Annotated in this window: 1 protein-coding gene (only partly in view); it reads left to right on the forward strand. The window is 75.1% G+C overall.

The annotated features are described in order from the left end of the window. A protein-coding gene (locus tag OG439_RS12435; RefSeq protein WP_326949538.1) for an SDR family NAD(P)-dependent oxidoreductase crosses the window boundary here: on the forward strand, positions 1-20475 show its 5' portion. It continues 7110 nt past the right edge of the window; only the first 20475 of its 27585 coding nucleotides appear in the window; its start codon is at positions 1-3; its stop codon lies beyond the right edge, outside the window.

Below are 20475 nucleotides of genomic sequence, written 5' to 3' on the forward strand. Positions count from 1 at the left end.
GTGCCTGACGAGCGTGCCGTTGCCCGTGCAGGTGCCGTCGCGGTCGTGGGCCTCGCCTGCCGGCTGCCGTCGGCCGACGGGCCCGGCGCGTTCTGGACGCTGCTGCGCGAAGGCGCCGACGGCACCACCGACGTCCCGCCGGAGCGCCGCGCCTCGGTCCCGCCGGAGACCCGCCGCGGCGGCTTCCTGTCCGATGTGGACACCTTCGACGCCGCCTTCTTCGGCGTGCCGGCGCGGGAAGCCGCGACGATGGACCCGCAGCAGCGCCTCGCCCTGGAACTGGGCTGGGAGGCCCTGGAGGACGCGCGGATCGTCCCGGCCCGCCTCGAAGGCAGCGCGACCGGCGTGTTCGTCGGCTCCAGCGCGGACGACTACGCGACCCTGCTCAAGCAACGCGGCGCCGCCGCCATCGGGCACCACACGCTCACCGGCCAGAGCCGCGCGGTCGTCGCCAACCGCATCTCCTACACGTTCGGCCTGCGCGGGCCCAGCATGTCCGTCGACACCGGGCAGTCGTCCTCGCTCGTGGCCGTGCACCTGGCCTGCGAGGCCCTGCGCAGCGGGGAAGCCGACCTGGCCCTGGCCGGCGGCGTCCAGCTCAACCTCGCCCCGGAGAGCACCGTCGCCGCCGACCGGTTCGGCGGCCTCTCGCCCGACGGCCGCTGCTACACCTTCGACGAGCGCGCCAACGGCTACGTCCGCGGTGAGGGCGGCGGGTTCGTCGTGCTCAAGCCCCTGGCGGCGGCGCTGGCCGACGGCGACCGCATCCACTGCGTCATCGAGGGCGGCGCGGTCAACAACGACGGCTTCAGCGACACCCTCACCACCCCGAGCGCGCAGGCGCAGGAAGCCGTCGTCCGAGCCGCGTTGCGCCGCGCGGGCGTCCCGGCGGACGCGGTGCGCTACGTCGAGCTGCACGGCACCGGCACCCGCGTCGGCGACCCCCTGGAAGCGGCCGCGCTCGGCGCGGTGTTCGCGCCCGGCCGCCCCGGCGACGACCCGCTGTGGGTCGGCTCGGTCAAGACGAACATCGGCCACCTCGAAGGCGCGGCGGGCATCGCCGGCCTGCTGAAGGTCGCGCTGTCCCTGGCCCACGGCGAGGTGCCGCCCAGCCGCAACCACGAGCACCCGAACCCGGCCATCCGGTTCGACGAGTGGCGCCTGCGCGTCACCGCCGACGTCCGGCCGTGGCCCGAGGCGACGGCCTACGCGGGTGTCTCGTCCTTCGGCATGGGCGGCACGAACTGCCACCTCGTGCTTTCCGCCCCGCCGCAGCGGGTCGAGACGACCGGACGCTCCCGTGTGGACGGTCCGGGCGCGGTCGTCCCGTGGGTGCTGTCCGCCCGGACCCCGGGCGGCCTCCGCGGCCAGGCCACCGGGCTGGCCGCCCTCGACGCGGCCCCGCTCGACGTCGCGCACTCGCTCGTCACCACCCGCAGCGCGTTCCCGCACCGCGCCGTCGTCCTGGCCGCCGACCGGGCGGCCGCGCTGGCCGCCCTCGCCGCCGGCGACCCGGCCGCCGACGTCGTCGCGGGCACCGCCGCCGACGCCCCGCGCCTGGCCGTCGTGTTCCCCGGCCAGGGCGCCCAGCGGCCCGGCATGGGCCGCGAGCTGTACACGCGGTTCCCCGTCTTCGCCGACGCGATCGACGAGATCTGCGCGCGCTGCGACACCGAACGCCCGCTGCGGGACGTCCTGTTCGCCGAAGAGGGCTCGGCCGACGCCGCGGTCCTCGACGAGACCGGGCACACCCAGCCCGCGTTGTTCGCGTTCGAAGTCGCGCTGTACCGGTTGTTCGCGTCGTGGGGTATCACCCCGGCGTTCGTCGCCGGGCACTCGGTCGGCGAGCTGGCCGCCGCGCACGTCGCCGGCGTCCTGTCGCTGGACGACGCCTGCATGCTGGTCACCGCCCGCGGCCGGCTGATGGGTTCGCTGCCTGCCGGCGGCGCGATGGTCTCGATCCGCGCCGCCGCCGACGAGGTCGAGCCGCACCTGACCGGCGACGTCGTCCTGGCCGCGATCAACGGGCCCGCGTCGGTCGTCATCGCCGGGCCCGAAGCGCCGGTGCTGGCGCTGGCCGCCCGGTTCGAGGCCGACGGCCGCAAGGTGACGCGGCTGCCGGTGAGCCACGCGTTCCACTCGCCGCTGATGGACCCGATGCTGGCGGAGTACCGCGGCGTCGTCGACCAGCTCGACCTGCGCCCGCCGGCGCTGCCGGTCGTCTCGACCGTGACCGGCCGCCCGCTGAGCGCGGCGCAGCTGCAGTCGCCGGACTACTGGGTCCGGCAGGCGCGCGAGACCGTCCGGTTCGCCGACGCCGTGACGACGTTGTGGCGCCAAGGCGTCACGGCGTTCCTGGAGCTCGGCCCGGACGGCACCCTCACCTCGCTCGTCCGCGCGTCCCTCGACGGCCACGGCGAACCCGTCACCGTGCGGGCCTCGCTGTCCGGCCGGCCCGAGGACCACGGCGCCGTCGCCGCCCTGGCCGGGCTGTACGTGCACGGCCTCGACGTCGGCTGGACCGCCGTGATCGGCGGCGGTGCGGTGCTGGACCTGCCGACCTACGCGTTCGACCGGGAGCGGCACTGGTTCGACGCCGCCGAGCCCGCCCGGGCCACGCCCGCGCCGCCGGCCGGCCGCGACCTGCTGCGGCTGGTGCGCGGCGAGGCCGCCGCGGTCCTCGGCGTCACCGGCGGCGTCGACCCCGACACCTCCTTCCGCGAACTGGGTTTCGACTCGGCGATGAACGTCGACCTCGCGGTCCGCGTCGGCGCGGCCACCGGCCGGACGCTGGCCACGACCGAGGTCTTCGACCACCCCACGGCCCGCGACCTGGCTGGCTACCTGGCCGGTTTCGTCGCCGAGCCCACCGGCCCCGCTCCGGCGGCCGGCGGCGCGGCCGACCCGGTCGTCGTGGTCGGCATCGGCTGCCGGTACCCCGGCGGCGTCCGCTCGCCCGAAGACCTGTGGCGCCTCGTGGACAGCGAGGTCGACGCGATCGCGGCCATGCCGGGCGACCGCGGCTGGCCCGCCGCTGTCCTGGACACCGGCCGTCCCGGCGGGTTCCTCGACGACGTCGCGGGCTTCGACGCCGGCCTGTTCGGCATCTCACCGCGCGAAGCGCAGTCCATGGAGCCGCAGCAGCGGCTGGTCCTGGAAGTCGCCTGGGAGGCCCTCGAGCGCGCCGGCATCGCGCCGCTGTCCCTGCGCGGCACGCCGACCGGCGTGTTCGTCGGCGCGACCGCCCAGGACTACGGCCCGAAGCTCGCCGAAGCGACCGGCGACGCCGAGGGGTACGTCCTCACCGGCACCTCGCCGAGCCTCGTCTCCGGCCGCCTCGCGTACGTGCTGGGCACCGAAGGACCCGCGGTCACGGTGGACACGGCGTGTTCGTCGTCGCTGGTCGCGCTGCACCTGGCCGTCCGGTCGGTGCTGTCGGGCGAGACGTCCCTGGCCATCGCGGGTGGCGTCACGGTGATGGCCGAACCCGGCATCTTCGTCGAGTTCGCGAAGCAGGGCGGCCTGTCCGAGGACGGCCGCTGCAAGGCGTTCGGCGACGGCGCCGACGGCACCGGCTGGGCCGAAGGCGTCGGCATGGTCGTCGTCGAACGGCTTTCCCGTGCCCGCGAACTCGGCCACGACGTCCTCGCCGTGGTCCGCGGCTCCGCCGTCAACTCCGACGGCGCGTCCAACGGCCTCACCGCCCCGAACGGCCTCGCGCAGCAACGTGTGATCCGCCAGGCCCTCGGCGACGCTGGACTGTCCACTTCGGACGTCGACGTCCTCGAAGCGCACGGCACCGGCACGCGGCTGGGCGACCCGATCGAGGCCCGGGCGGCGCTGGCCACCTACGGCCAGGACCGGCCGAGCCCGCTCGTGCTGGGCTCGGTGAAGTCGAACATCGGGCACACCCAGGCCGCGGCCGGCGTGGCCGGTGTGATCAAGATGATCTTCGCGATGCGCCACGGCTCGGTGCCGCGCACGCTGCACGCCGACGTCCCGTCGTCCCATGTGGACTGGACGGCCGGCGCGGTGGACCTCGCGACGGCGGCGCGTGACTGGCCGGCGGGGGAGCGGCCGCGCCGGGCCGCGGTGTCGTCGTTCGGCATCAGCGGCACCAACGCCCACCTCATCCTGGAGCAGGCGCCCGCTTTCGAGCCGGCCGAACCGGCGCGCGACGTCGTCCCGGCCGTCGTGCCGTGGGTCGTGTCCGCGCAATCCGACGACGCCCTGCACGTGGCCGTCGAGCAGCTGCGCGCGGTCGACGCGGACCCGCTCGACGTCGGCGTTTCGCTGGTCACCACGCGCTCGTCGTTCGACCGGCGGGCCGTGCTGCTCGCCGGGCCCGACGGGCTCGCCGAGGTCGCCCGCGGGACGGCGCCGCCGGTCGAACCACTCGTCGCGGTGCTGTTCGCCGGGCAGGGCACCCAGCGCGTCGGCATGGGCGCCGGGCTCGCCGCCCGGTTCCCGGTGTTCGCCGCCGCGTACCAGGAAGTCATCAGCCACTTCGACGCCGCGATCGGCACCGACGACGCCGCGGTCCTGAACCGGACCGGCACCGCGCAGCCCGCGTTGTTCGCGCTCGAGGTCGCGTTGTTCCGCCTCGCCGAGTCGCTCGGGGTGCGACCCGACCACGTCGCCGGGCACTCGATCGGCGAGCTGGCCGCGGCCCACGTCGCCGGTGTGCTGTCGCTGGCCGACGCGTGCACGCTGGTCGCCGCGCGCGGCCGGCTGATGGAGGCGCTGCCCGAGGGCGGCGCGATGGTCTCGCTGCGCGCGTCCGAGGACGAGGTCCGGCCGCTGCTGGCCGACGGCGTCACGATCGCCGCGATCAACGGCCCCACGTCGCTGGTGATCTCCGGCGTCGCGGAGGCGGTTCTGCAGGTCGCGTCGGCGTTCGAGGACACGCGCCGGCTTTCGGTGTCGCACGCGTTCCACTCGCCGCTGATGGCCCCGATGCTCGACGACTTCCGCCGCGTCGCCGAAGGCTTGACGTTCCACGAGCCGTCGATCCCGGTCGTCTCGACGGTCACCGGCCGGATCGAAGCCGGACTGACCGACCCCGGGTACTGGGTCGAGCAGGTCGTCGCGACCGTGCGGTTCGCCGACGCCGTGACCACGCTGCAGGCCGCGGGGACCGAGGCGTTCGTCGAGATCGGCCCGGACACCACGCTGTCGGGCATGATCGCGCGGGCCCTGCCGGGCGCGGCGACCGTGCCGCTGCTGCGCGCCGACCGCGCCGAGGAACCCGCCGTCGCCACCGCGCTCGGCCGGCTGCACCTGCTCGGCGTCCCCCTGGACTGGGACGCCTACTTCGCCGGGACGGGCGCGCGCCGCGTCGCGCTGCCGACGTACCCCTTCCAGCACGAGCGGTTCTGGGTCACCGCGCGCCCCGCGCCGGTGGAGCTGGGCCTGGACCGGCCGGGGCACCCGCTGCTCGGCGCGGCCGTCGAGCTGCCCGGCGACGACGGCTCGGTGTTCACCGGGCACCTCTCGCCGTCGTCGCTGCCGTGGCCGGCCGACCACGTCGTCGAGGAGCGGATCCTGTTCCCCGGCACCGGTTTCGTCGAGCTGGCGCTGCGCGCGGGGGTCGAACTGGGCTGCGGCGCGCTCACCGAGCTGACGGTGACCGCACCCCTGCCCCTGGAACGCGACGGTGTGAGCATCCGGGTCCGCGTCGGCGGCCCCGACTCGGCGGGACGCCGTGAGGTCTCCATCCACTCGCGCACGCAAGGCGGTGCGTGGACGCGTCACGCCACCGGTCGCTTGGCCCCTTCAGCCGCCGCGCCGGTCCTGACGTCGTCAGGTCCCGCCGCCTCGCCGCTCGACGTCGAGGAGATGTACCGGACGTTGTCCGCGGCCGGCCTGGACTACGGCCCCGCGTTCCGCGGCGTCCAGGCGGCCTGGCACGAGGGCGACGACCTGTGCGCGGACCTGACCCTGCCGTCCGCGGCGGGTGACGCCGAGGGCTACCTGCTGCACCCGGCGCTGTTCGACGCGGCGCTGCACCTGGTCCCGTTCCTGGGCCTGGACGCCGAACCGCGGGCTCGCTTGCCGTTCGTCTGGTCGGACGTCGCACTGCACGCGGTGGGCGCTTCGGCCGTGCGGCTGCGCATCCGCAGGCTGGGCCCGGATACCGTGACGCTGTCCTTGACCGACACCGCCGACGCCCCCGTCGCGACGGTGGGTTCCCTGGTCCTGCGCCCACCGGCCGACCCGGCCCCGGCGGGCCCGCCGCCACTGCTGCGCGTCGAGTGGACGCCGAAGGACCTGGGCGCCCCGGCGGACCTGACGTGGGCTTCGGTGGGCCCGGACGACCTGGGTGCCCTGCTGCCGAGCCGCCGCGCTGTGCCCTCAGCGGCCGACGTGCTCGTGGTACCGGTCCCGGACCCGGTAGGCCTCTCGGCTCCGGACGGCATCCGCTTGGTGACGTCGGCAGTCCTGGGCCACCTGCGTGACCATTTGGAGGACGAGGCACAGCTGGTGTTCCTCACCCGCGGCGGTCCAGCCGCGGCGGCTGCGGAGGGTTTGGTCCGCTCGGCCCAGGCGGAACGTCCGGGCCGCTTCTTCCTGCTGTCACTGGAAGACACCGAGTCCGAAGTGGACGAGACGCTGGCAGCTGCCCTGGCGGCGTTGCCGGAGTCGGGGGAGACCGAGATCCGCGTGCGCGGCGGCCGGGTGGAGGTACCCCGCCTCGCCCCGGTGCCCGCGTCCGCGACCGTCGCCGAGCCGACCTCGGCCGGCTGGGGTGATGGGGCCGTTCTGATCACCGGTGGTACCGGAGGGCTCGGCGCGCACGTCGCCCGGCACCTTGTCGCCCACCATGGCGTTACCCGGCTCGTGCTCGTCGGTCGCCGGGGGAGCGCTGCTCCCGGTGTTGCCGACCTGGCAACCGAACTCACCGAGCGCGGCGCGGACGTCACCGTCGCCGCCTGTGACGTCTCCGATCGCGCTGCTCTGGCCGAGCTGCTGGCCCAGCACGCCGTCACCGGTGTCGTCCACGCCGCCGGGGTGCTCGACGACGGCGTCCTCGATGCCCTCACCCCCGAGCGGCTCGCCCGGGTGCTCGCGCCCAAGGTCGACGCGGCCTGGCATCTGCACGAGCTGTTGCCCGATCTCGCCGGCTTCGTCGTGTTCACCTCCGTCTTCGGCGTGCTCGGCAACGGCGGCCAGGGCGCCTACACCGCCGCCAACGCCGCTCTCGACGAGCTGGTCCGGGGGCGGGCCGCCGCGGGGTTGCCCGGCCGGGCCGTCGCGTGGGGGCCGTGGGCGCAGCAGAGCGGCATGACCGGGACGTTGTCCGACACCGAACTGCGGCGGATGGCCCGCGCCGGCCTGCCGACGCACTCCGTCGACGACGGTCTCGCCTGGTTCGACGCCGCGCTGGAAGGACGGGACCCGGTCGTCGTCGCCGCGCACCTCGATCGGGCCGCGTTGCGGGCCCTCGATTCCGTGCCGCCGATCCTGCACCGCCTGGTCCCGCCGCGCCCGCGCCGCGCCGCCGTCGCCGACGGGCAGCCCGCGACCGACCTCGGCGCCGTCGTCGTCACCACCGTCGCGAACGTCCTCGGCCACGCCTCCGCGGCCAACGTCGACCCCGCTCTGACCTTCCGCGAACTCGGCCTGGACTCCCTGACCTCGGTCGAACTCCGCAACCGCCTCGCCGAGGCGACCGGCCTCCGGCTGCCCGCGACCCTCGTCTTCGACCACCCGACCCCCGAGGCGGTCAGCGCCTTCCTCAAGACCCTCGTCGAGGGCGACAGCCCGGCGCCGGCCCGGGCCGTCACCACCGCGCGCACCGACGACCCGATCGTCGTCGTCGGCATGGCCTGCCGCTATCCCGGCGACGTGACGACCCCGGACGAGCTGTGGGACCTCCTCACCGAGGGCCGCGACGGGATAACCGACTTCCCGGCCGACCGTGGCTGGCACGTCCCGGACGCGGACTTCACCCGCGCCGGCGGCTTCCTGCACCGCGCCACCGAGTTCGACGCTGATTTCTTCGGCATCTCCCCGCGTGACGCACTCAGCGCCGACCCGCAGCAGCGGCTGCTGCTGGAGACGTCGTGGGAGGCGTTCGAGCAGGCGGGCATCAACCCGTTGTCGCTCAAGGGATCCGACACCGGCGTCTTCGCCGGCGTGATGTACCACGACTACGCGGCCGTCACCGCCGGGCAGGACCCGGACGCGCGCGGCTTCGACGTCAACGGCACCGCCGGCAGCGTCGCCTCGGGCCGCGTCTCCTACGCGCTCGGCCTGGAAGGCCCCGCCGTCACGGTCGACACGGCGTGCTCGTCGTCGCTGGTCGCGCTGCACTGGGCGTCGCAGGCGCTGCGGTCGGGAGAGTGCTCCTTGGCGCTGGCCGGCGGCGTGACGGTGATGTCCACCCCGGCGACGTTCCTCGACTTCGCCCGTCAAGGCGGCCTCGCCGGCGACGGGCGCTGCAAGTCCTTCTCCGACGACGCCGACGGCACCGGCTGGTCCGAAGGCGTCGGTCTCCTGGTCCTCGAGCGCCAGTCGGACGCGCTCCGCAACGGCCACCGCATCCTCGCCGTCGTGCGGGGAAGTGCGGTCAACCAGGACGGCGCGTCCAACGGCCTCACCGCCCCGAACGGCCCGTCGCAGCAACGTGTCATCCGCCAGGCCCTCGCGAGCGCCGGACTGTCCACAACGGACGTCGACGTCGTCGAAGCCCACGGCACCGGAACGAAACTCGGCGACCCCATCGAGGCTCAGGCCCTGCTGGCCACCTATGGTCAGGACCGCGAAACCCCGCTGCTGCTGGGGTCCGTCAAGTCCAACCTCGGGCACACCCAGGCCGCCGCCGGCGTCGCGGGCATCATCAAGATGATCCTCGCCATGCGTCACGGCGTCGTCCCGAAGTCGCTCTGGGCCGGGACGCCGTCGTCCCACGTCGAGTGGGACACCGGCGCGGTCGAGCTGGTCGCCGAGGCCCGCGACTGGCCCGCGGTCGACCGGGCGCGGCGGGCCGGGATCTCGTCATTCGGGATCAGCGGCACCAACGCCCACGTCGTCATCGAAGCCCCCGCGCCCGCGCGCACCCCCGAACCGCGCCCGGTGCCGCCGGTCGTGCCGTGGGTGCTCTCGGCCCGCTCCGAAGCCGCCCTCGACGCCCAGGCCGAGCGGCTGGCCGGGCTCGACCCGCTCGACGCCGGATACTCCCTGGTCACCACGCGCGCGACCTTCGCCCACCGCGCCGTCCTCCTGGCGACGCCGGACGGCGTGCGGGAGGCGGCCCGAGGACAAGCGGCGGCACCAAGCGTCGCCTTCCTGTTCACCGGCCAGGGCGCACAGCGGCTCGGCATGGGCCGCGAACTGGCCGAGGAAAACCCGGTCTTCGCCACGGCCTTGGACGACGTCCTCGCCCATTTCGACCCGGAACTCCGGGACGTCATCTGGGGCACGGATCCCGCCCTGATCGCCGAGACCGGAACCGCCCAGCCCGCGCTGTTCGCCATCGAAGTCGCGCTCGCCAAGCTCCTCGGCACTTGGGGTGTGCGCCCCGATTACGTCGCCGGCCATTCGATCGGTGAGATCGCGGCCGCCCACCTCGCCGGTGTCCTGTCCCTGGACGACGCGTGTGCGCTGGTCTCGGCGCGTGGCCGCCTGATGCAGGCCCTGCCGCCGGGCGGCGCGATGGTCGCGGTGCGAGCGTCCGAAGAGGACGTTCGCGCGGCGCTCACCGACGGCGTCGACATCGCGGCGATTAACGGCCCGCGCTCGGTCGTGCTGTCCGGCGTCGAGGCCGCGGTGCTGGATGTGGCGGCAAGGTTCGAGAAGACCACCCGCCTCAAGGTGAGCCACGCTTTCCACTCGCACCTGATGGACCCGATGCTCGACGACTTCCGCGCGGTCGTGGCCGAACTGACCCTCAACGAGCCGCAGCTCCCGGTGATCGCCGCCGGGGACGTGACGTCGCCGGAGTACTGGGTCGAGCACGTCCGGGCCACCGTCCGCTTCGGCGACACCCTCGGCCGGCTCGCCGACGCCGGTGTCACGACGTACGTCGAGGTCGGGCCGGACGCCGTCCTGGCCGGGATGGTCGACGCGGACGCCGTCGTCACGCCGCTGCTGCGCCGGGACCGTCCCGAAACCGTGGCCGTCCTCGAAGCCCTCGCCCGGGTGCACGTCGCCGGGACCACCGTCGACTGGGCCGCGTGGTTCGCCGGCCGCGGCGCGCGGACCGTCGACCTGCCCACCTACCCGTTCCAGCGCAGCCGGTTCTGGCCCGTCGCGCGCGCCACCGGCGACCTCCGCGGCGCCGGCCTGGCCGCCGCGGGGCACCCGCTGCTGGGCGCGGCGCTCGACCTCGCCGACGACGGCGGTGTCGTGCTCACCGGCCTGCTCACCACCGCGACCCGGCCCTGGCTCGCCGACCACACCGTGCACGGCGAGCCCGTCCTACCCGGCACCGCGTTCGTCGAACTCGCCCTCGCCGCGGGCGCCGACCTCGGCTGCGAGCGCGTCGACGAACTCACCATCGGGGCCCCGCTGGTCCTCGGGTCGAGCGGACGGCAGCTCCAGCTGCGCATCAGCGCCCCCGGTGACGCCGGCGCCCGCGAGTTCACGTTCTCCTCCCGGACCGACGGCAGCACCGACGAACCCTGGACCCGCCACGCCGCGGGCTGGCTCGTCCCGGACACCGCCGTGCCTGACACCTCCGAGCCGTGGCCGCCCGCCGACGCCGAACCCCTCGACCTGACCGGCCTGACCGAACGGCTCGCCGAAGACGGCCTCGGGTACGGCCCCGCGTTCCCCGGCCCGTCCGCCGCCTGGCGCCGCGACGGTGAGATCTTCGCCGAGGTCGCGCTCCCGAGCACGGACCAGCCGGACGCCTACGGCCTGCACCCGGCCCTGTTCGACGCGACCCTGCGCGTGGTTTCCCTGCTGAGCCCCGACTTCGCGGGCAGCGTCCCGTTCTCGTGGCACGGCGTCTCCCTGCACGCCACCGGCGCGTCCGCCCTGCGCGTGCGGCTCACCCCGGGCGACGGCGACGCGATCCGCGTCACCGCCGCCGACCCGTCGGGCACCCCGGTCGTCACGGTGGACCGTCTCACCCTGCGCCGCACCGGTCCGGCCGTCCGAACGCAGGCCCGCTCCCTGCTGCGCCTGGACTGGACGCCGATCCCGGTCCCGGCTGCGGACCCGATCCGCGAGACCGACGATCCCGCGTCGCTGACGGAACCGCCGGAGTTCGTCGCCTGGCCGGTCGCCGGAGACCTGCGTGCCGTGCCGCTATCCCTGCGCCGCGAGACCGGCCGGGTCCTGACGCAGCTGCAGAATTGGCTGACCCGGGACAGTGCGGCCACCCTGGTCGTCGTGACGCGGGGCGCGTGGGACGGCACCGATCCGGTCGCCGCGGCCGCCGCGGGGCTCGTCCGCTCCGCCCAGGCCGAGCACCCCGGCCGGTTCGTGCTCGTCGACACCGACGACTCCACACCGCTGACCACGGCGATCGTGGCCACCGGCGAACCGGTGCTCAAGATCAGCGACGGCCAGGTCCACGCCGCCCGGCTCGCCCGGATCACCGAAACACCGCAGGAGATCGACGAGCACGACGGCACCGTCCTGATCACCGGCGGCACCGGCGGCCTCGGCAGCGCCGTCGCGAAGCACCTCGCCGCGCGTGGACGCCGCGACCTCCTGCTGGTCAGCCGGTCCGGCCGCACCGCCCCCGGCCTGCTCGACGAACTGGATGCGCTGGGCGCGCACGTCGAGGTCGCCGCGTGCGACGTCGGCGACCGCGCGGCTGTCGAAGGGCTCCTGGACGGCCGTGAGATCACCGCCGTCGTGCACGCCGCCGGTGTTCTCGACGACGGCATCCTCGCCGCCCTCACCCCCGAACGCTTCGAGCAGGTTCTGCGGGCCAAGGCCGACGGCGCCTGGCACCTCCACGAGCTGACCACCGGCCTCACCGACTTCGTGCTGTTCTCCTCGGTCGTCGGCACCTTCGGCGGCGCGGGACAGGCGAACTACGCCGCCGCCAACGCCTTCCTCGACGCCCTCGCCCGCCGCCGTCACCGCGACGGCCTGCCCGCGCGTTCGCTCGGCTGGGGCCCGTGGGAGTCCGGCAGCGGCATGACGGCGACGCTCTCGGACACCGACCTGCGGCGCCTCGCCGAAGCGGGCATGCCGCCGGTGTCCACTGAGGACGGACTCGCGCTGTTCGACGCCGCTCGCGGCACCGGCGAGCCCGCCGTCCTGCCGTTGCCGCTCGACCTGGCCGCCGTGCGACGGCAGCCGGAGATCCCGCACGTCCTGCGCGGCCTCGTCCGCCCGGCCCGCCGCCGGGCCACCGCGGCCGCCGGGGACCTCACCGGCACGCTCACCCGGCTCCCCGTCGCCGAGCGCGCCGACGCCCTGAAAGGCCTGGTCGCCACGCACGTCGCCCTCGCGCTGGGCCACGCCGACGCGGCCGCGATCGAGCCGGGCCGGGCGTTCTCCGACCTCGGGTTCGACTCGCTCAGCGGCGTCGACCTGCGCAACCGCCTCGCCGCGGCGACCGGGCTGCGGCTGCCGAGCACCCTCGTCTTCGACCACCCGACCGTCACGGCGCTGGCCGAGCACCTCCTGGCCGAGCTGTTCGACGCCGACGCGCCGGTCGCCGAGGTCCGCAAGGCCGCGACCACGACCGACCCGATCGTCATCGTCGGCATGAGCTGCCGCTACCCCGGCGGCGTCACCACGCCCGAGCAGTTGTGGGACCTGATCAACGACGGCGGCGACGCCATCTCCGGGTTCCCCGCCAACCGCGGCTGGGACCTGGACACGCTCTACGACCCGGACCCCGACCACGCCGGGACGTCCTACACCCGCCACGGCGGGTTCCTGCACGACGCCGGGCAGTTCGACGCCGAGTTCTTCGGCATGAGCCCGCGTGAAGCCGTCGCCACGGACGTCCAGCAGCGGCTGCTGCTGGAGACGTCGTGGGAGGCCATCGAGCGCGCCGGGATCGACCCGGTCGTGCTGCGCGGCAGCGCCACCGGCGTCTTCGCCGGCGTGATGTACCACGACTACAGCCGCCTGCTCGACGGCAGCGAGGACGCCGAGGGCTACCAGACCAGCGGCAGCGCGGGCAGCGTCGCTTCCGGCCGGGTGTCCTACGTGCTCGGCCTGGAAGGCCCGGCCGTCACGGTCGACACCGCCTGCTCGTCGTCGCTGGTCGCGCTGCACCTCGCCGCGCAGGCGCTGCGGTCGGGGGAGTGCGACCTGGCGCTGGCCGGCGGCGTCACGGTGATGTCGACGCCGTCGACGTTCATCGAGTTCTCCCGCCAGCGCGGCCTGTCCGAAGACGGCCGCTGCCGCTCCTTCGGCGACGGCGCGAACGGCACCGGCTGGTCCGAAGGCGCCGGGATGCTACTGCTGGAACGGCTGTCCGACGCGCGGCGGCTCGGGCACCCGGTGCTGGCCGTCGTCCGCGGCTCCGCGCTCAACCAGGACGGCGCCTCCAACGGCCTCACCGCGCCCAACGGCCCGTCGCAGCAACGCGTCATCCGCCAGGCCCTCGCCAACGCCGGACTGTCCACACTAGACGTCGATGCGGTCGAAGGCCACGGCACCGGCACGTCGCTGGGCGACCCGATCGAAGCCCAGGCCCTGCTCGCCACCTACGGCCGTGACCGCGAAACGCCGCTGCTGCTGGGTTCGGTGAAGTCGAACCTCGGGCACACCCAGGCCGCCGCCGGCGTCGCCGGGATCATCAAGATGGTCCTGGCCATGCGTCACGGCGTGCTGCCCCGGACTCTGCACGCCGAGACGCCGTCGTCGCGCGTCGACTGGGCCGAGGGCGGGGTCACCCTGCTCGCCGAGCCGACCGCGTGGCCGGAGACGGGACGCCCGCGCCGCGCGGCGGTCTCGTCGTTCGGGATCAGCGGAACCAACGCCCACGCGATCGTCGAACAGCCGCCCGCCACACCGACCGCCCCCGCAGCGCCCCGGCCGGAAGTCGTGCCCTGGGTGCTGTCCGCGAAGTCCGAAGAGGCCCTGCACGCCCAGGCCGCGCAGCTGGCCGGACTGACCGCCGACCCCCTCGACGTCGGTCACTCCCTGGTGACGACCCGCTCCCGGTTCACGCACCGGGCCGTCGTCCTCGCCGACCACGCCGACGCCCTGACCGCACTCGGGTCGCACCCCGCGGCCGTCACCGGCGAGGTCGTCCCGGGCCGCACCGCGGTCGTCTTCAGCGGGCAGGGCGGCCAGCGCACCGGCATGGGCCGCGAGCTGGCCCAGCGGTTCCCGGTGTTCGCCGAGGCCCACGCCGCCGTGCTCGCGCGGTTCGGCGACCGCATCGCCGACGTCGTCCGCGGCGACGACCAAGCCGCGCTCGACCGCACCGAGTTCGCCCAGCCCGCGTTGTTCGCGCTCCAGGTCGCGCTGCTGCGCCTGGCCGCGTCGTGGGGCGTCGAGCCCGACCTCGTCGCCGGCCACTCGATCGGCGAGATCACCGCGGCTCACGCCGCTGGGGTCCTCTCCCTCGAAGACGCGTGCACGCTCGTCGCCGCCCGCGGCGCGCTGATGCAGGCGCTGCCGGCCGGCGGCGCGATGATCGCGTTGCAGGCCACCGAGGACGAGGTGCGCCCGCTGCTCGGCGCGGACGTCTCGATCGCCGCCGTGAACGGCCCGCGTTCGGTCGTCGTCGCCGGGGAGGAGGACGCCGTCGTCGCGATCGCCGCGCGGTTCGAGAAGACGCGGCGGCTCATCGTCTCGCACGCGTTCCACTCGCCGCTCATGGAGCCGATGCTCGCGGACTTCGCCGACGTCCTCGCGGGCCTGACCTTCCACGAGCCGCGCCTGCCGCTCGTCTCCACCGTGAGTGCCGACGCCGACGTCACCACCGTCGAGCACTGGGTGCGGCACGCGCGTGACGCCGTCCGCTTCGCCGACGGTGTCGGCGCGCTGGTGGCCGCGGGGGCGTCCCGGTTCGTCGAGGCGGGCCCGGACGGCGTGCTGTCCGCGCTGGTCGCGGGCGTGGCGCCGGACGCCGTCGCGGTGCCGCTGCTGCGCCGTGACCGCGGCGAGGAGATCGCCTTCACCGAAGCCGTCGCGCGGCTGCACGTCTCGGGCGCCGACGTCGACTGGACGCCGGCCCTGACCGGCGGCCGCCGCGTCGACCTGCCCACCTACCCGTTCCGGCGCGAGCTGTTCTGGCCGCCGGCCACCCGGACCGGCGGCGACGCGACGTCTCTCGGCCTCGGCGCGCCGGGGCACCCGCTGCTCGACGGGACCGTCCGCCTCGCGGGCTCCGACGAGGTCGTGCTGACCAGCCGGCTTTCCCTGCACACCCAGCCGTGGCTGGCCGAGCACGTCGTCTACGGCCAGGTCCTGCTGCCGGGCACGGCGCTGGCCGAGATGGCCATCCGCGCCGGCGACGAGACCGGCTGCCCCCGCATCGACGAGCTGACCATGGCCGTTCCGCTGGTCGTGCCGCCGCAGGGCGGCGTCCAGGTGCAGGTCCGGGTCGGCGAGCCGGACGAGCGCGGCCGACGCCCGGTCGGCATCCACTCGCGGACCGCGGACGCCTGGACCGAACACGCCACGGGCACCCTGAGCCCGGCCACCCCGGTGTCCACTGTGTCTGATTCGGACACCACGGCCTGGCCGCCGCCGGACGCGATTCCGGTGCCCCTGGACGACTTCTACGAGAGTTTCGCCGCGGACGGCTTCGACTACGGCCCCCGGTTCCGCGGCCTGCGCGCGGCCTGGCGACGCGGCGACGACGTCTTCGCCGAGGTCGAACTGGACCCCGCCTATCACGCCGAAGCGGCCGGATTCGGCCTGCACCCGGCGTTGCTGGACGCGGCCCTGCACGCCGTGACACTCCGCCCGGACGCCCCGGCCGCGCGTGAACTCCCGTTCTCCTGGCAGGGTTTCTCGCTGCACGCCGCCGGAGCCGTCGCCCTGCGGGTCCGCGTGACCCCCGGCATCGGTCTCGAACTGACCACCGCCGACGGCGACCCGGTGGCGACCATCGACTCCCTGGTCGTCCGCGAAGCCGGCCGCGACGCCGTGCGCCGCAACGATGCCCTGTTCCAGCTCGACTGGACGCCGGTGCCGATCCCGGAGGTGACCTCGCTTTCGGTCGCGCTCCTGGGCGACGACCCCTTCGGCATCGGAGTGGCCGCGCTGGACGACCGCGCCGAAGCACCCGACGTCGTCGTCACCTGCCTGACCGGCGACCCGGCCGACGTGCCGGGCTCGGCGGCCGACCTCGCCGACCGAGCCCTCGAGCTGGCCCAGCGCTGGATCACGAACGACCGCTACGCCGGCACGAAACTGGTCTTCGTGACCCGCGAGGGCGACCTCCCGGCCGCCGCCGTGTGGGGTCTCGTGCGGGCCGCGCAGGCCGAGCACCCGGGCCGCTTCGGCCTCCTCGAACTCGACGGGTCCACGTTGCCGCAGGCCGTGCTCGCGACCGAAGAACCGCAGGTCGCGCTGCGTGACGGCAAACTGCTCGCAGCCCGTTTCGCACCCGCCGTGCCGACGGAAGGCGGAGCCTGGGACCCCGAGGGGACCGTCCTGATCACGGGCGGCACCGGGGGACTGGGCGCCGTCCTCGCCCGGCACCTGGTGACCGAGCACGGGGCCCGTCGCCTGCTGCTGGTCAGCCGCCGCGGCGCCGACAGCCCGGGCGCCGCGGACGTCGTGGCGGAACTGCAGACCGCCGGTGCCGACGTCGTCGTCGAGGCCTGCGACGTCGCCGACCGCGCCCAGCTCACCGCACTGCTGGCGAACCACCCGCCGGCCGCCGTCGTCCACGCCGCCGGTGTCCTCGACGACGCGCCCCTCGAAGCGATGACGCCCGAGCGGCTCGCGACCGTCCGGCGGCCGAAGGCGGACGCCGCCTGGCTGCTCCACGAACTGACCGGCGACCTGACCGCGTTCGTGCTGTTCTCCTCGGTCTCGGGCACCCTCGGCATCCCCGGCCAGGCCAACTACGGCGCCGCCAACGCCTTCCTCGACGCCCTCGCCGCGCACCGCCGGGCCCAGGGCCTCCCGGCCGTCTCCCTCGCCTGGGGCCCGTGGGTCCCGACGACCGGCATGACCGCAGACCTCGGCGAGGCCGGGCTCGACCGCCTCGCCCGCGCCGGCTTCCCGCCGCTGTCGGTCGAGCAGGGTCTCCAGCTGTTCGACGCGGCGCTGTCCGCGGCCGCGCCGGTGCTGCTGCCGGTCCGCCTCGACCGCGCCGCCCTCCAGGCTCGCGACGACATCCCGCACCCCCTGCGCGGCCTGGTCCGCGCGCCCGCCCGCCGCACCCTCGCGGTCGCCGAAGGCGCGCTCGAACGCCGCCTGCGGACCCGGTCCGCCGAGGAACGGCTGCAGGAAGCGGGCGTCGTCGTCGCCAACGAGGTCGCGCACGTCCTCGGCCACACCGGCACCCGCAAGATCGCGCCGACCCGCTCCTTCGCCGAACTCGGTTTCGACTCGCTCACCGCGGTCGAACTGCGCAACCGCCTCAACGCCGCCACGGGGCTGCGGCTCCCGGCGACGCTCGTGTTCGACTACCCGACCGTCGGGGCCCTGGCCGCGCACATCGTCGGGGAGATCTTCGGGGACGCCCCGGCCGAGGCCGTCCGCGCGACGGGCGTCGTCGACGGCGACCCGATCGTCATCGTCGGCATGGCCTGCCGTTACCCGGGCGGCGTGACGTCACCCGAGGACCTGTGGCGGCTCGTCCGCGAAGGCGGCGACGCGATCAGCGAGTTCCCCGCCGACCGCGGCTGGGACGTCGGCGCGCTCTACGACCCCGACCCGGACCACGCCGGGACGTCCTACACCCGCCACGGCGGCTTCCTGCACGACGCCGCGGAGTTCGACGCGGACTTCTTCGGGATGAGCCCGCGCGAAGCCGTCGCGACCGACGTCCAGCAGCGGCTGCTGCTGGAGACGTCGTGGGCCGCGGTCGAGAGCGCGGGCGTCGACCCGGTCGCGCTGCGCGGCACGGCGACCGGCGTGTTCGCCGGCGTCATGTACAGCGACTACAGCCGCCTGCTCGACGGCAGCGAAGACGTCGAGGGGTACAAGACCAGCGGCAGCGCGGGCAGCGTCGCCTCGGGCCGCGTCTCGTACGCGCTCGGGCTGGAAGGCCCGGCCGTCACCGTCGACACCGCCTGCTCGTCGTCCCTGGTCGCCCTGCACTGGGCGGCCCAGGCCCTGCGGGCCGGCGACTGCGACCTCGCCCTCGCGGGCGGCGTCACGGTGATGTCGACGCCGGCGGCGTTCGTCGAGTTCTCCCGCCAGCGCGGCCTCGCCGCCGACGGCCGCTCGAAGCCGTTCTCCGACAGCGCCGACGGCGTCGGCTGGTCGGAAGGCGTCGGCATCCTGGTCCTGGAACGCCTCTCCGACGCCCAGCGCCACGGCCACGAGATCCTCGCCGTCGTCCGCGGCTCGGCGGTCAACCAGGACGGCGCCTCCAACGGCCTGACCGCCCCGAACGGCCCGTCCCAGCAACGTGTCATCCGCGCCGCGCTCGCCGGCGCCGGACTGTCCACTTCGGACGTCGACGTCGTCGAAGCCCACGGCACCGGCACGAAACTCGGCGACCCGATCGAGGCCCAGGCTCTCCTGGCCACCTACGGCCAGGACCGGGAAACCCCGCTGCTGCTGGGTTCGGTCAAGTCGAACCTCGGGCACACCCAGGCCGCGTCCGGGGTCGCCGGGATCATCAAGATGGTCCAGGCGATGCGCCACGGCGTCGTGCCGCGTACGCTGCACGTCACCGAACCGTCGAAGCACGTCGACTGGACGGCGGGTGCGGTCGAGCTGACCACCGCCGAAACCGCCTGGCCCCACGCGGACCGGGCGCGCCGCGCGGGAGTCTCGTCGTTCGGGATCAGCGGCACGAACGCCCACGTGATCCTGGAACAGCCCGCAGCGCCGACCCCGGCCGCCGCACGGCCCGAAGCCGCGACCGTCCCGTGGCTGCTCAGCGCCAAGACCCCGGAAGCGTTGCGGGCCCAGGCTGCCGTCCTCCGCGAGCACGTCACCGGAGCCGACCACCGCGACGTCGCGTGGACCCTGGCCCACGGCCGGTCCCGCTTCGACGCGCGGGCCGTCGTCCTCGCCGGCCCGGACCACGACGGCGCGGCCCTGGCCGCCTTGAGCGCGAGCGCTGCCCACCCGGACGTCGTGACCGGTACCCAGACCACCGGCCGGACGGCGTTCCTGTTCTCCGGCCAGGGTTCCCAGCGCCTCGGCATGGGCCGGGACCTGGCCGCCGCCGACGCGGTGTTCGCGGCCGCGCTGGACACCGTGCTCGCCGGGTTCGCCCCGGCGGTCCGCGAGGTCATGCGGGGCGACGACGCGGCCGCGCTCAACCGCACCGAACACACGCAGGCCGCGCTGTTCGCCGTCGAGGTCGCGCTGTTCCAGGCCCTGACCGCCCGCGGCGTGCGCCCGGACTACGTCGCCGGGCACTCGATCGGCGAGATCGCCGCCGCGCACGTCGCCGGCGTGTTCTCCCTGGATGACGCCTGCCGCCTGGTCGCCGCGCGCGGCCGGCTGATGCAGGCACTCCCGCCGGGCGGCGCGATGGTCGCCCTGCGCGCCACCGAAACCGACGTCCTCCCGCTGCTCGGCGACGACGTCTCCCTGGCCGCGGTGAACGGCCCCCGCTCGGTCGTGATCGCCGGGCCGGAGGCCGCGGTGCTGGCCGTCGCGGAGCGGTTCGACGACGCCAAGCGACTCAGCGTCTCGCACGCGTTCCACTCGTCGCTGATGGACCCGATGCTCGCCGAGTTCGCCGCCGTCGCGGCGGAGCTGACCTACCACGAGCCGTCGATCCCGGTGGTGGCCGCGGGAATCGTCACCTCGCCCGAGTACTGGGTCCGCCAGGTGCGCGAGCCCGTCCGCTACCTCGACGCGCTGCGGGCCCTCGAAGCGTGGGACGTCGACCGGTACGTCGAACTCGGCCCGGACGCCGTGCTCGCCGGGCTCGCGGCCGACGTCGTGGACGCCGTCGTCGTCCCGGCCCTGCGCCGCGACCGCGACGAATCCCGCACGTTCCTGACCGCCCTCGCCCAGCTTTACGTGTCCGGCCTGCCGGTGCTGTGGGACGGCTTCGTCGAGGGCCGCGCCGTCCCGGTGCCGACGTACGCCTTCCAGCACCAGCGGTTCTGGCCGCACGCCCGCGTCAAGGCGGGCGATCCGGCCGGGCTGGGCCTCGGCGCGCCCGGGCACCCGCTGCTCGGCGGGTCGGTCGAGCTGGCCGAGGACGCCGGTCTGCTGTTCACCGGCCGGCTCTCGACGCAGACGCAGCCGTGGCTGGCCGACCACACGGTCCTCGGCACGACGGTGCTGCCCGGCACGGCGTTCGTCGAACTCGTCCGCCGCGCCGGCGACGAGGCCGGCTGCCCGGCCGTCCGCGAGCTGACCCTCCTGGAGCCACTGGCCCTCGACACGGCCGCGCACCTGCAGATCCGCGTCGCCGCACCGGACGCCGCGGGCCTGCGCGACGTC

The sequence above is a fragment of the Amycolatopsis sp. NBC_01307 genome, from assembly GCF_035975215.1.
GTDB lineage: Bacteria > Actinomycetota > Actinomycetes > Mycobacteriales > Pseudonocardiaceae > Amycolatopsis.